The sequence below is a fragment of the Amycolatopsis sp. CA-161197 genome (assembly GCF_050942255.1).
Taxonomy (GTDB): domain Bacteria; phylum Actinomycetota; class Actinomycetes; order Mycobacteriales; family Pseudonocardiaceae; genus Amycolatopsis.
This window is the reverse complement of sequence record NZ_CP192059.1, coordinates 6,140,438-6,153,254: the sequence shown is the minus strand read 5'-3', so window position 1 is coordinate 6,153,254 and position 12,817 is coordinate 6,140,438. Positions and strand designations below refer to the sequence as shown.

General features: G+C 73.9%; 12 protein-coding genes. 6 read left to right on the top strand and 6 right to left on the bottom strand.

Annotated features, from left to right (window positions below; translation table 11 throughout):
• The first annotated feature begins 79 nt into the window (after positions 1-79).
• From ACQPXB_RS28790 to ACQPXB_RS28780, 3 genes are read left to right on the top strand one after another with little or no spacing between them, the layout of a single operon-like run.
• Positions 80-1,384, top strand: a complete 1,305-nt coding sequence (locus tag ACQPXB_RS28790; RefSeq protein WP_432845113.1) for a sensor histidine kinase — start codon at positions 80-82, stop codon at positions 1,382-1,384.
• Positions 1,381-2,004: a response regulator transcription factor gene (locus ACQPXB_RS28785; protein WP_366583630.1), complete on the top strand. Its 624-nt coding sequence runs from the start codon at positions 1,381-1,383 to the stop codon at positions 2,002-2,004. Before ACQPXB_RS28790 ends, ACQPXB_RS28785 begins: the two co-directional genes overlap by 4 nt.
• A 48-nt stretch (positions 2,005-2,052) precedes the next feature.
• Positions 2,053-2,433 (top strand): hypothetical protein, encoded by a 381-nt coding sequence (locus ACQPXB_RS28780; protein ID WP_432845112.1) that lies wholly within the window; start codon positions 2,053-2,055, stop codon positions 2,431-2,433.
• A 3-nt stretch (positions 2,434-2,436) separates the two neighbouring features.
• Here the strand turns inward: ACQPXB_RS28780 and ACQPXB_RS28775 are convergent, their stop codons facing one another.
• Positions 2,437-3,318 (bottom strand): DMT family transporter, encoded by an 882-nt coding sequence (locus tag ACQPXB_RS28775; protein ID WP_432845111.1) that lies wholly within the window; start codon positions 3,316-3,318, stop codon positions 2,437-2,439.
• Positions 3,319-3,388: 70 nt separating this feature from the next.
• Between ACQPXB_RS28775 and ACQPXB_RS28770 the strand changes: the two genes are divergently transcribed.
• Positions 3,389-4,273 carry a LysR family transcriptional regulator gene (locus tag ACQPXB_RS28770; RefSeq protein ID WP_432845110.1) on the top strand — a complete coding sequence of 295 codons (885 nt, stop codon included), beginning with the start codon at positions 3,389-3,391 and terminating at the stop codon, positions 4,271-4,273.
• Positions 4,274-4,303: 30 nt separating this feature from the next.
• Here ACQPXB_RS28770 and ACQPXB_RS28765 read toward each other — a convergent pair whose 3' ends face one another.
• The 4 genes from ACQPXB_RS28765 to ACQPXB_RS28750 form a co-directional block, all read right to left on the bottom strand.
• Complete coding sequence (locus tag ACQPXB_RS28765) at positions 4,304-5,734, bottom strand: alpha/beta fold hydrolase (protein WP_432845109.1); 1,431 nt, start codon at positions 5,732-5,734, stop codon at positions 4,304-4,306.
• 104 nt (positions 5,735-5,838) lie between these two features.
• Positions 5,839-7,095, bottom strand: a complete 1,257-nt coding sequence (locus ACQPXB_RS28760) for a bifunctional 3,4-dihydroxy-2-butanone-4-phosphate synthase/GTP cyclohydrolase II (protein ID WP_432845108.1) — start codon at positions 7,093-7,095, stop codon at positions 5,839-5,841.
• A 103-nt stretch (positions 7,096-7,198) separates the two neighbouring features.
• Positions 7,199-8,104, bottom strand: a complete 906-nt coding sequence (locus tag ACQPXB_RS28755; RefSeq protein WP_366583636.1) for a hydroxymethylglutaryl-CoA lyase — start codon at positions 8,102-8,104, stop codon at positions 7,199-7,201.
• 10 nt (positions 8,105-8,114) lie between these two features.
• The gene (locus tag ACQPXB_RS28750; protein ID WP_432845107.1) at positions 8,115-9,332 is read right to left on the bottom strand and encodes a CaiB/BaiF CoA transferase family protein; all 1,218 of its coding nucleotides are present in this window, start codon (positions 9,330-9,332) and stop codon (positions 8,115-8,117) included.
• Positions 9,333-9,493: 161 nt separating this feature from the next.
• Here ACQPXB_RS28750 and ACQPXB_RS28745 point away from each other — a divergent pair, with 161 nt between their 5' ends.
• Entirely contained in the window at positions 9,494-10,000 is a 507-nt protein-coding gene (locus ACQPXB_RS28745) for a flavin reductase family protein (protein ID WP_432845106.1), read from the top strand.
• A gap of 3 nt (positions 10,001-10,003) precedes the next feature.
• Here the strand turns inward: ACQPXB_RS28745 and ACQPXB_RS28740 are convergent, their stop codons facing one another.
• Positions 10,004-11,011 (bottom strand): AraC family transcriptional regulator, encoded by a 1,008-nt coding sequence (locus ACQPXB_RS28740; RefSeq protein ID WP_366583639.1) that lies wholly within the window; start codon positions 11,009-11,011, stop codon positions 10,004-10,006.
• Between the two features lie 312 nt (positions 11,012-11,323).
• Between ACQPXB_RS28740 and ACQPXB_RS28735 the strand changes: the two genes are divergently transcribed.
• Entirely contained in the window at positions 11,324-12,814 is a 1,491-nt protein-coding gene (locus ACQPXB_RS28735) for an aldehyde dehydrogenase (RefSeq protein ID WP_432845105.1), read from the top strand.
• Positions 12,815-12,817: the final 3 nt, after the last annotated feature.

Genomic DNA, 12,817 nt, shown 5'->3' with positions numbered 1-12,817 from the left:
TTCCCGCCTCGCCCGATCGGGAGGTCGTAGTCCTGCCGGACAGGTCCGGACCGGGCACCCGGGCCGATACCGTGCTCGCATGTCACCGGAGCGGAGCCCGTCCACGGCCGGGCTGCTCGCCCGGTTCACGATCGCCGGGGTGGTCGTGCTCGCGGCACTGGCCGGCCTCATCGCCTACCTCGCGCGCGAAGCGGGCACGGCGCAGGCCACCCAGTCGGCGGTGCAGACCACGTCCGTCACCGCCCGCGGCGTGGTCGAACCGCGCCTCGACGCGGCCGTGGTGAACCGCGACCCGGCCGCGTTGACCGCGTTCGACGCGGCCATCCGGCGCTACGTGCTGCAGGGTTCGCTGGTGCGCGTGAAGGTCTGGTCCGCCGACGGCACGATCCTCTACTCCGACGCGTCCGCGCTGATCGGCGAGCGCTACCCGCTCAGTGCCGAGGAGGCCGAGGCGCTGCGGGTGCAGGGGAGCGTGTCGGAGGTCAGCGACCTGACGCGGCCGGAGAACCGGCTCGAGACGTCGTTCGGGAAGCTGCTGGAGGTCTACGTCGGGATCCGCGCGGCCGACGGGCGCCCGCTGCTGCTGGAGGCCTACTACCGCTACGACGCCGTGACGCAGGCCGGGCAGGCCGCGTGGGCGCGGTTCGCGCCGCCGTCGCTGGGCGCGCTGGTGGTGCTGGAGGTCGTGCAGGTGCCGTTCGCGTGGTCGCTGGCGCGGCGCGTGCGGCGCTCGCAGCGGGAGCGGGAACGCCTGTTGCAGCACGCCGTGGACGCCTCCGACGCCGAGCGCCGGCGAATCGCCCGCGACCTGCACGACGGGATCGTGCAGGACCTGTCCGGGCTCACGTTCGGCCTCGACGCCGCCAGGCTCGGCGAGCCGGACGAGGCCCGCCGCGCCGAAGTCATCGCCGACGCCGCGGGGAGGCTGCGCACGAGCGTCGGCGCGCTGCGCTCCCTGCTCGTGGACATCTACCCGCCGAACCTCGCGGAGGAGGGTCTCGGGCCGGCGCTGGCCGAGCTGGCCGGCGGCCTGGAGCGCATGGGCGTGGCCGTGGACCTCGACGCGGACGACGCCGACGGCCTGCCCCCGGCCGCGTCGGCGCTGCTGTTCCGCACCGCGCAGGAGGTGCTGCGCAACGTCGTCGCCCACAGCGCGGCCCGGGCGGTGCTGGTGCGCGTGACGCGGGCCGGCTCGGGGGCCATCCTGGTGATCGACGACGACGGCCGCGGCTTCGACGGAGACCGGCTCACCGAGCAGGCGCGCGACGGGCACTTCGGGCTGCGGGCCGTCGGCGACCTGCTGGCCGAGGCCGGTGGCAGGCTGTCGGTGCGCGCCGCGCCCGGCCGGGGCACGCGGGTGGAGGCGGAGGTGCCGTTGTCATGATCCGAGTGCTGATCGCCGACGACCACGCCATCGTGCGGACCGGTCTCACCCAGCTGCTGAGCACCGCCGGCGACCTGCAGCTCGTCGGCGCCGCGGGCGACGGCGAGGAGGCCGTGGCGCTCGCGGCGGAGCTGGGCCCGGACGTGGTGCTGATGGACCTGTCGATGCCCGGCACCGACGGCGTCGCGGCCACCGCGCGGATCGTCGAGGCGAACCCCGACACCCACGTCCTGGTGCTCACGTCGTTCTCCGACCAGGCGCGGATCCTCGACGCGCTGCGCGCCGGGGCCGAGGGTTACCTGCTCAAGCACAGCGAGCCGGAGGTGATCCTCGCGGGCATCCGCGAGATCGTCGCGGGCGGCTCGCCGCTGGACCCGAAGGCGGCGCGCGTGCTGCTGAGCGATCGGCGTGCCGCGCAGCCCGCCGCGAAGCTGACCGACCGCGAGCGCGAGGTGCTGCGCATGGTCGGCGACGGCCTGCCGAACAAGTCCATCGCCCGGCGCCTCGGGATCACCGAACGGACCGTGAAGGCGCACCTGACCAACGTCTACCAGCGGCTCGGCGTCACCGACCGGACGCAGGCGGCGCTGTGGGCGCAGCGGCACGCCGACCGGTACTAGGACCACCGGACAATGGCGCTCCCGCGCGGCGATCGCGAGGATGGACCCGTGACCGATCCCGCCGCCGACCCCCGGCCCGTGGTGTTCGAGACCCGTGCCGGCGCCGGTCCTCGCGCGCCCCGGCGGGGCCGCCAGGTGCTCGGTGCTCTCGCCGGCGCCGTGGTGGCGGCCGGTGCCGCGGCGGGGATCGTGTGGGGTGGCACGGCCGTGTGGTCCCTCGTGGACCCGGGCCGGACGGCCGACGCGCCGGCCCCGTTGTGGATCCCGCCGCCGCCGCTCGTCACGGCGGTGTCGGCCCCGCCGTCGGACGACAACCCGCACACCTCCGGCACCCGGGCTCCCGAACCCGGCGACGACCACGGCGGTGATCGCGGTGGCCGGGGTTCCGACGACAACGGCGGTGGCCGCGGCCGTGGCGGGGGCCGTTGACGCTCACCCGACGGGTTCGCGCACACGCGCCTTGCGCCGCGCGGTGATGAGCACGACCCCGCCCACGGCGACCGCGCCGCCCACCCGCTCGACGGGCGCGGGGACCTCGCCGAGCCAGACGTAGGCCACGGCCAGCGCCACCACGGGCACGAGGTAGAGCGCCGACGTCGCCGCGGTGACCGTGTTGCGCGCGACGCCGTAGCCCCACAACACGAACCCGAGCGCCGAGGGCAGCAACCCCAGGTACAGCACGGACGCGTGCGCCGACGCGGGCGCGGTTTCCAGGCCGTGCCAGGCCGCGGGGGCCAGCGGCAGCGAGAAAACCGTGCCGGTCCACATCGCGTAACACGCGACTTCGAGCCCGGAGTAGTGGCGCAGCAACGGTTTGCTGCAGAAGTGGTACGCGCCCTGCACGAGCGCCGCGGCGAGGACCACCCACGCGGCGGTCGAGTACCGCACGTCCCCGCCGGACAGCGCGATGAGCGCCGAACCGCCGAGCGCGACGGCGCTGCCGAGGAGGCCGCGGGCGCCGAGCCGTTCACCGAGGAACGCCGCGGCGAGCACCGCGCTGAACACCGGCGCCGTGGCCACCAGCAGGCTCGCCGTGCCGGCGGGCACGTGCACCTCGCCCCAGTTGAGCAGCACCTGGTAGGCCGCCATTCCCGTGAGGCCGCACAACGCGATGAGCGGCAGGTCCTTGCGCCGCGGCAGCCGCACGCCCAGGAACGGCGCCGCGACGGCCAGCGCGACCGAGGCCACGGCGAGCCGCGCCAGCGACAGCCCGAGCGGGCCGTAGCCGTCGAGCCCCACACGGATCGCGGGGAAGGCGGAGGCCCACAGGACGACGGTGCCGCCGATGGCCAGAACGGGTTTCGAGGTGCTCACCGGGCCAGTGTGGGCGTTATGATGTGGTAGATCCAGTTAGTCTTTGCTTCGAGATCGGGAAGTTCGGCTTATGTTGGAAGTCCGCCGCCTGAGGCTGCTGCACGAGCTCGCGCACCACGGCACCGTCGCCGCGACGGCCGAGGCGCTCAACCTGACCGGTCCCGCCGTGTCGCAGCAGCTCGCGGCCCTGGAACGCGAGGCGGGCACGCCGTTGCTGGAACGGCGCGGGCGCACGCTCGCGTTCACCGCCGCCGGTGAGCTGCTGGTGTCCCACGCCGACGTGATCCTCAGTGATCTCGCGGCGGCCGAGTCCGCGCTGGCCGCCGTGCGGTCCGACGGCGCGGGCACCGTGCGGGTGGTCGCGTTCCCGTCCGCGGCCAGGACCCTCGTCGCTCCACTGTGGACGAATCTGCCCGGGGTGTCGCTGCGGCTGGTCGAGCAGGAGCCGGAGTCGGCGATCGGCACGCTGCTGCACCAGGAAGCCGACGTCGCCGTGGTGCACAGCTACAGCCTGCTGCCGCGCGAAACCCCGGCCCGGTGCGAAGAACACCACCTCGCCGACGACCCGGTGCTGCTCGCCGTGCCGCCGGCGCTGGCCGAGGCGCGGGCGCTCTCGGACGGCCAGAAGGTGCGCCTGGCGCGGTTCTCGGCGGTGCCGTGGCTGGTGCCGTCGAAGGAGTACTCGTGCCACGAGATGATCCAGCGCGCGTGCGGCGCGGCCGGGTTCGTGCCCGACGTGGTCGCCGAGGCCACCGACTTCGCCGTGCTGACGGCGCTGGTGGCGGCCGGTGCGGGCGTCGCGTTGATCCCGCGCATGGCCTTGCCGGACTCGCACGCGCCGGTGAGCCTGCACCCGCTGGCGAACCCGGTGTCGCGCAAGGTGTACGCGGTCACGCGGCTGGGCACGGGACGGCGGCCGGACGTGGGGGCCGTGCTCACCGGCCTCGGCGCGTGACGGCAGGGGTGCGCAGGGGTCCACAAAGGACTACCCGGAACACGTGCCGTTCGACGTCGCCCCGGTGGTGAAGAACTCGACGCCGTCGGCCGCGCACGGGAGGTGGGCGAACGACGAGTGCACGTCGTCGGTCACGGTCAGGAGCGCGCCACCGACCTTCGCCTGCATCTCGCGGGCCCACGGGAACGGGGTGTTGGTCTCGAACTCGTGCCCGACGAGCTGCAGCGGGCTGGAGCCGCGTACGAGCGCGGTGGGCTGCGGCGCGAACGGCCAGCCGGCGCACCGCGCGTCGCCACCGGGTTCGTAGGCGGCCACCGGGTACCGGGCGGCGAGCTCGAGCCCGTGCGCCCACGCCTGGTCGATGTCGCGGGCGCCGGGGGAGTCGTTGCAGTTCACGGCGGCCAGGACGAACCCGATCTCCCCGTCTCGGTAGCCGACGTCGAACCCGTTGCCGGCCGGTGCGGCCGCGGGCGGTGCCGTGGCCGCCGGCGGCGTTCCGTCGCGGGCGTCGGCGAGTGCTTGCGCGGCTGCGGCCCAGTCGGTGCGGGAGGCGAGCAGTTGCCGGTTGGCCCAGTGGTCGTCGCGGTCGGCCAGGGGCTGGGCCGCGAGCCGGCCCCGCAACGCGAGCAGGGCCTGCGAGACGGCCGCGGCGGTGCCGCCGAACCCGTACGTCGCGTCGCGATCGGCGAGCCAGCGGGTGAAGTCGTCGAAGTGTGCTTCGGCCGCGGCGGCCTGGTCGTCGGACCGCCTGACGGCCTCGCCCGGCGCGAGCACCGAGTCCAGGAGCATCCGGTCGACGTGGCCGCCGAACAGGCTGCGGTAGGCGGTGCCGAGTGCCGTGCCCCACGAGTTACCGAAGTAGCCGATCTTCTCCTCGCCCAGCGCCCGGCGGATCACGTCCATGTCGCGGGCGATGTTGGCCGTGGTCATCGACCGGGCCAGCTCGGGGTCCTTCCCGGCGCAGGTGCGCATCCGGTCCGCGACGGCCTGCGCCTGGTCCTTGAAGCGCTGCTCGGCGGTGTCGGTGGCGGGCGGCCGCGGCACGTTCGCCGGATCCAGTTCGGGGCAGCCGATCTTGTCGCTGTAGTCCGAACCGCGGATGTCGAACCCGATCAGGTCGTGCGTGCGGCCGATCCCGGCCAGCTCGGTCCGCGTGAGCTCGTCCGGGAAGGTCGTGCCCTGCTCGCCGGGTCCGCCCGGGTTGACGAGCACCACGCCTTGCCGGTGTGCCGGATCGGTCGCGCGGACCCGGCTGACGGCGATGGTGAGCTGCCGGCCGCCGGGCCGGCGGTAGTCCAGCGGTACGCGGACCGTCGCGCACTCGCTCGCTTCGCCGTTCGCCCAGCCTTCGGCGATCTTCGCGCATTGCTGCCACTGCAGGCCTTGCGCCGGTGGCGGGGCCACCGCCGTCGTGAACGGCACCGCCAGAACCGCCAGTACCACAGCCGCACCCTTGGCCACGTCGTCCGCCTTTCCGTGGACTGCACCGTCGATCTTCGTCGGGACCGACGGTGCCGGGCGGGTGTGCGCGGATTGTCCGCGGCGCGTACTGGTTCGGTAACGGCTCAGCCGGTGCTCTCGTCGACGTCGAGGGTGTGGCCGAGGCGCTGCTGCTTGGTCCGCAGGTAACGCAGGTTGTGCGCCGTCGCGGCGGCGGGCAGGCCGACGCGGTCGACGATCTCGAGGCCGTAGCCGTCGAGACCGCCGTATTTGGCGGGGTTGTTGGTGATCAGGCGCAGGCGCGTGATGCCGAGGTCGGCGAGGATCTGGGCGCCGACGCCGTAGGAGCGGGAGTCGACGGGCAGGCCCTGGGCGGTGTTGGCGTCGACGGTGTCCAGGCCGGTCTCCTGCAGGGCATAGGCGCGGATCTTGTGCGCCAGCCCGATGCCGCGGCCCTCGTGGCCGCGCAGGTAGACCACGGCGCCCGCGCCCTCGGCGGCGATGGCGCGCAGGGCTTGTTCGAGCTGCGCGCCGCAGTCGCAGCGCAGGGAACCGACGATGTCGCCCGTGAGGCATTCGCTGTGCACGCGCACGAGGGCGCCGCGCGGGCCGCGGCTCGCGGCGGCCACGTCACCGTGGACGAGGGCGAGGTGCTCGGTGCCGTCCGTGGTGGACCGGTAGGCGACGGCCCGGAAGTCACCGAAGACGGTCGGCATGGCGGAGGTGGCGACGTGCTCCACGAACCGTTCCGTGGCCCGCCGGTAGCGCACGAGGTCGGCGATCGCGAGCACGGGCAGGTCGTGCTCGGCCGCGAACCGCGTGAGCCGCTCGCCGCGGCACATCGAGCCGTCCTCGGCGACGATCTCGCCGATCACGCCCACCGGTTCCTGCCCGGCCAGGCGCAGCAGGTCGACGGCGGCCTCGGTGTGCCCGGCGCGCACGAGCACCCCGCCTTCCCTGGCGCGCAACGGGAACACGTGCCCGGGCCGCCGCAGCTCGCCGGCGCGGGTGCCCGGTGCGGCGAGCGCGCGCAACGTCTTGGCCCGGTCCGCCGCCGACACTCCCGTGCCGCTGCCGACGTGGTCGACGGTGACGGTGAACGCGGTGCCGTGGGCGTCGGTGTTGTCCTCGACCATCGGCGGCAGGCGCAGCGCGTCGGCGCGCTCGGCGGTCATCGGCGCGCACACGATGCCGGTGGTGTGGCGCACGACGAACGCGAGCTGCTCCGCGTCGGCGACGGCGGCGGGCAACACCAGATCGCCCTCGTTCTCCCGGTCGGCCGCGTCCGTCACCACGATCATCCGGCCCGCCGCGAGCGCCGCGACCGCGCGCTGCACCGCCAGCGTCGAGGGCAGGCCGGCCGGGGTGGGTGGCTGGGTCATCGTCGGCTCCTGGGAGGTCGGGGTCGCTCCGGCGTGAGGTTACGAGCACCGCGACGGCCGGGATAGCCGTAACCCGCAGCGGAATGGCCGTTGTGCGTATCGGTCAGCCGCGCCCGCGCGGCCGGTTCGGGCCGCCGGCGCGGTAGAGGTTGCTCGGCAGCCCGTGTCCCACGGCGCGTTCCACCACCGCGGCGGCTTCGAGCACCTTGCCGAGGTCGAGTCCGGTGTCCACACCGGACTCTTCGAGCAGGTACACGACCTCCTCGGTGGCGATGTTCCCGCTCGCGCCGGGCGCGAACGGGCAGCCGCCGAGCCCGCCGACCGACGCGTCGATCTTCGTGACCCCGGCCTGCAGTGCGGCGAGCACGCACGCGAGCCCGGAGCCGCGGGTGTTGTGGAAGTGCACGCCGAGCTCGACGTCCGGGCACGCCTCGCGCACCCGGCCCAGTAGCTCGGTGACCCGTCCGGGCACGGTGGTGCCGATGGTGTCGCCGAAGCACAGCTCGTCCGCGCCGAGGTCGACGGCCCGGCGCGCGAGGTCCACGGTGCGGCTCACCGGCGTGCGCCCGTCGAAAGGACAGTCCCACGCCACGGCGAGGATGGCCTCCAGCCGCCCGCCCGCGTCGTGCGCGAGCTTCGCGACCTCCGGCACCGCGGCGACGGCCTCGTCGGTCGTCCGGCGCGCGTTGGCGAGGCTGTGCCCGTCGGACGCGGAGATCACGTACTCGAGGTCGGCCATCCCGGCGGCCACGGCCCGGCGCGCGCCGCCGCGGCCGGCCACCAGCGCGGAGAACGCGAGTTCGGGCCAGCGGCCGAGCTCGGCCGCGAGCTGCTCGGCGTCGGCGAGCGCGGGTACGGCGGCAGGGGAGACGAACGACGTCACCTCGACGCGCCGCACACCTGTGGCGGCCACGGCCTCGAGGATGTCCAGCTTGGCGGCGAGCGGGATCGGCGCTTCGAGCTGAAGGCCGTCGCGCAGCCCGACTTCGCGCAGGTTCACGGGACTCATTGCTTGCCTCTCAGACGATTCCGGCTTCGGTGAGCTCGGCCAGCTCGGCGCCGGTGAGCCCGAGCAGTCCGGTGTAGACCTCCGCGTTGTGCGTGCCCGGGTGCGCGGGACCGGCCCAGCGCACCGCGCCCGGCGTGCCGCTCAGCACCGGCATCACCCCGGGGCCCAGCACTTCCTTGCCGATCGCGTCGTCGAAATGCGGCAGCAGCATGTCGCGCGCCCGGAACTGCGGGTTGGCCACCACGTCGGCGACGGTGGCGACCGGCCCGACGACCACGCCGGAGGCTTCGAGGATCGAAGTGAGCGCGGCGGAATCGTGGCGCGCGGCCCATTCGCCGACGAGCGCGTCGATCTGGTCCTGGTTGCGCCCGCGGGCCACGTGGGTGGCGAACCGCTGGTCGGTCACGAGGTCCTCGCGGCCCATCGCCGTGCACAGCCGCGCGAACACCGTGTCCTGGTTGGCGGCGATGACGATCCAGCGTTCGTCGGCGCAGCGGTAGAGGTTGGACGGCGCGAGCCCGTCGAGGCGGGTGCCCGACGGTTCGCGCACCAGGCCCGTGGCGTCGTAGTCGGGGATCACGGACTCGAGCATCGCCAGGCACGCCTCGGCCAGCGCGACGTCCACGACCTGGCCGCGTCCGCTGGTGCTGCGCGCGTGCAGCGCCGCGAGCACGCCCTGCGCGGCGAACATCCCGCCGAGCGAGTCGCCCAGCGACAGCGCCGCGCGCGGCGGCGGGCCGCCCGGGAACCCGTTGAGGTAGCGCATTCCGCCGACCGCCTCGGCCACCGACGCGTAGCCGGGCCGCTCGGCGTGCGGGCCGGTCTGCCCGTAGCCGGAGACGCGGGCGAGGATCAGGCCGGGGTTGCGCTCGGCGAGCACGTCGAAGCCGAGGCCCCAGCGTTCGAGCGTGCCGGGGCGGAAGCTCTCGACCACGACGTCGGCGGTGTCGGCGAGGCGCAGGAACAGCTCGCGGCCTTGCGGACGGCGCAGGTCGAGCGTGACGCAGCGCTTGTTGCGGGCGTGGACGGTCCAGAAGAAGTGGTGCCCGTCGAGCTCGGCCTGGCCCCACACGCGCAGCGGGTCGGGCCGGTCGGGGGCTTCGAGCTTGATCACGTCCGCGCCGTGGTCGGCGAGCAGCCGGCCGCAGAACGGGCCGGCGATGAGCGTGCCGAGCTCGAGGACGCGGATCCCGGCGAGGGCGCCGGCGGGGAGGTCGGTGGCAGACACGACGCACACCGTAGGAACGCGGGTGAGCGGCGAGATATCCGATCGCGGTGGCGGACTATCCGTCCTGTGCGCCGCCGCGCGAAGCCGGTCCGCGCGCCGCGGCTATTCGCCCGCGGTTGGCGGATGGTGCCGGGCGGGAACTGCTCTTACCGTTGCGGCGCATGGACAACCGGACAAGCACCGAGCCGCCGCAGGTCGAGTCCACGCACATGCGCGAGGTCCTCGGGCACTTCGCCTCCGGCGTCGTGATCGTCACGGCGCCGGCGCCGGGCGGCCCCGCCGGGTTCACCTGCCAGTCGTTCAGCTCGCTCTCCCTCGACCCGCCGCTGGTGTCGTTCGCGCCCGCCCGCTCGTCCACGAGCTGGCCGAAGATCCGGGCCGCCGGGCGCTTCTGCGTCAACGTCCTCGCCGAGGACCACGCCGAGCTGAGCACCGCCTTCGCCCGCTCGGGCACCGACAAGTACGCGGGCGTCGCCTGGCGCCCGGCCCCGTCCGGCGCGCCGATCCTCGACGGGGTGGCCGCGTGGATCGACTGCACGCTGGAACACGAGTACGCGGGCGGGGACCACACGATCGTCGCCGCCCGCGTGCAAGCGCTGGGTGCGGATCCTTCGCGGGCGCCGCTGCTGTTCCACCGCGGCGCGTACGGGATCAGCGTGCGGGACTGAGGCTCACGCCGAGACCGCCCGCAGCGTTTCGCGCGGCAGCTCACCGAAGCGTTCCCGGTACTGCTGCGCGAAGCGGCTCTGGTGGAAGAAACCCCAGCGCAGCGCGATGTCCGTGACGCGCGTGAGGGCCGGGTCGCTGCGCAGCAGCTCGGCCCGCACGTGGTCGAGCCGGATGCGGCGCAGGTGGTTCATCGGCGACTCGCCCAGCACCTGCTGGAACGTGGCGTGCAGCGTGCGCACGCTCATGCAGCCGACCTTCGCCAGCTCCTGCGGGGTGAGCGGCTCGTCGGCGTGGGCCTCCATGTACTCGATCACCGGGCCGAGCCGGCTCTGGCGCACGGGATCGTCGGGCGCGGCGAGGTCGTCGGCGAACTGGTGGCGCCCGGCGTGCAGCAGCTGCGTCATCACGAACGCTTCGAGCTGCTCCCGCGCGATCGGCATGTCGGCGAGGCCGCCGGGGCGGTCGAGCTCGCGGGCGAGGAACTCCACCGACGAGAGCAGGGTGCTGCCCGCGGGCGTGGTGAAGTCGATGCCGAAGTCGAAGTCGAGCACCTCGTCGACGGGGCGGTTGAGGTGCTCGCCGAGGTGGGCCTCCAGCGTCCGGCGGCCGATCTTGAGGATGAGCTGCGCCGCGTCCGGCGACCAGCGCACGGTGTTGACCTGGTCGGGCAGCAGCACGACGCCGCTGGTGCGCGCCCGCGTGGTGGCGCGGCGCCCGTCGGTGCGGTCGGCGTCCGTGCGGCCGGCGATGGTGAGGTTGACGTGGTAGCAGTCCTCGGTCGGCGGCATCACGAGCTTCGCGCACGACTGGTAGCTGAGGTAGCCGACGGTGAACATGCGGTCGGCGGTCGAGTTCAGCGTCATGTCGAGCTCGTTGCCGGGCACGGTCAGGTCGTGGTCCAGGTAGATCCTGGTGACCGCGTCGCGGGCCTCCTCGAGCGAGCGGGTGCCGAGCACCCGGTAGCGCGACAGCGGCGCCTCGGCCGGGACGGCCTCAGGACGGGCAGCCATCCGACACCTCCTTGTGTCGTCTCTGCTCAGTGTCGGTTCTTCTCCGGCGGCCCGAACGGCGAGGCCGGTGCTCCGGGCCAGCTCGACACTAGGTGGTCGCCGCGGCCCCCTACTAGCCCGAAAGCGCGTGGCGCTATCCGCTGAGTGCAGCACTGCCCGGCCGGGTGTGCTTCTCGTCTCGCCGGGTGGGACGGGCACCTTCGCGCTGAGCGGATCCGCGGCTGCCGTCCGGGGATATCGGCGGGCCGCCGCCGATCCCTAGCGTTTCCCGGCATCCCCAGGCGCCAGCCCCCTGCAACGAAGGAGAGGTCGATGACGACCACCTCAGCGCCATCGCTGGAGGAACTCAAGCTCTTCATCCACGGCAAGTCCGTCGACGCCCGCTCGGGCCGGACCTTCGAGTCGCAGGACCCCTACGCCGGCCGGCCGTGGGCCCGGCTCGCGGACGGCGGCCCCGAGGACGTCGACGAGGCCGTCGCGTCGGCCCGGGCGGCGTTCGAAGGCGAGTGGGGCGCGATGACCGGCTTCCAGCGCGCCGCGATCATCCGCCGCTGCGGCGACGCGATCGCCGCCAACGCCGAGCGTCTCGCCCGGCTGGAGGTCAACGACTCGGGCAAGCTGCTGCGCGAGATGCTCGGCCAGCTCAACAGCCTGCCGCAGTGGTACTACTACTTCTCCGGCCTGGCCGACAAGATCGAGGGCCGCACGGTCCCGCCGGTGAACCCGAACTACTTCGGCTACACCCGGCGCGAACCGGTCGGTGTCGTCGGCGCCATCACGCCGTGGAACTCGCCGCTGCTGCTGCTCACGTTCAAGCTCGCCCCCGCGCTCGCGGCGGGCTGCACGATGGTGGTCAAGCCGTCGGAGCACGCGCCGGCCTCGACCGTCGCATTCGCCGAGGTGCTGCACGAGGCCGGGCTGCCCGCGGGCGTGCTCAACGTGGTCACCGGCTGGGACCGCGCCACCGGTGAGGCCCTTGCCAAGCACCCGGGCATCGACAAGGTCGCGTTCACGGGCTCGTCGGCGACCGGTGCCAAGGTCGCGCAGGCCGCCGTCGCGAACTTCAACCGAGTGACGCTGGAGCTCGGCGGGAAGTCGCCGCAGGTCGTGTTCCCCGACGCCGACCTCGACGCGGCCGCCAACGGCCTGGTCGCGGGCGTGTTCGCGGCCACCGGGCAGACCTGCATGGCCGGCTCGCGCCTGATCGTGCACGCCGACGTCCACGACGCGCTGGTCGAGAAGGTCGTCGCGCGGGCCAACGCCATCAAGCTCGGCGACCCGACCGACGCTGCCACCGAGATGGGCCCGGTCGCCAACCGGCCGCAGTACGAGAAGGTGCTCGGCTACCTGCAGGGCGCGGCGGCCGAGGGCGCCACGTTCGCCTGCGGCGGTGAGCCCGACGCCGCTCGCGGCGGCCTGTTCGTGAAGCCGACCGTCGTCACGGGCGTGACGCCGGAGAACACCATCGTCCGCGAGGAGGTGTTCGGCCCGGTGCTGGCCGTCTACCCCTTCCACGACGAGGACGAGGCGCTCAAGCTCGCCAACGACACCCCCTACGGCCTGGCCGGTGCGGTCTGGACGAAGGACGTGCACCGCGCCCACCGCGTCGCCGCGAAGCTGCGCGCCGGCACCGTGTGGATCAACGCCTACCGCGTGATCGCCCCGAACATGCCCTTCGGCGGCTTCGGCGCCAGCGGCATCGGCCGGGAGAACGGCGTCGACGCGATCAACGAGTACACGGAGAACAAGTCCGTGTTCGTCGAGCTCACCGGCGGCACCCGCGACCCGTTCCAGCTCGGCTGAGCC

Excerpts from the sequence above, each read along its gene's own strand:
- ACQPXB_RS28790 (WP_432845113.1), top strand. The coding sequence starts at position 80 with ATGTCACCGGAGCGGAGCCCGTCCACGGCCGGGCTGCTCGCCCGGTTC.
- ACQPXB_RS28785 (WP_366583630.1), top strand. The coding sequence starts at position 1,381 with ATGATCCGAGTGCTGATCGCCGACGACCACGCCATCGTGCGGACCGGT.
- ACQPXB_RS28770 (WP_432845110.1), top strand. The coding sequence starts at position 3,389 with ATGTTGGAAGTCCGCCGCCTGAGGCTGCTGCACGAGCTCGCGCACCAC.
- ACQPXB_RS28760 (WP_432845108.1), bottom strand. The coding sequence starts at position 7,095 with ATGACCCAGCCACCCACCCCGGCCGGCCTGCCCTCGACGCTGGCGGTG.
- ACQPXB_RS28755 (WP_366583636.1), bottom strand. The coding sequence starts at position 8,104 with ATGAGTCCCGTGAACCTGCGCGAAGTCGGGCTGCGCGACGGCCTTCAG.
- ACQPXB_RS28745 (WP_432845106.1), top strand. The coding sequence starts at position 9,494 with ATGGACAACCGGACAAGCACCGAGCCGCCGCAGGTCGAGTCCACGCAC.
- ACQPXB_RS28740 (WP_366583639.1), bottom strand. The coding sequence starts at position 11,011 with ATGGCTGCCCGTCCTGAGGCCGTCCCGGCCGAGGCGCCGCTGTCGCGC.
- ACQPXB_RS28735 (WP_432845105.1), top strand. The coding sequence starts at position 11,324 with ATGACGACCACCTCAGCGCCATCGCTGGAGGAACTCAAGCTCTTCATC.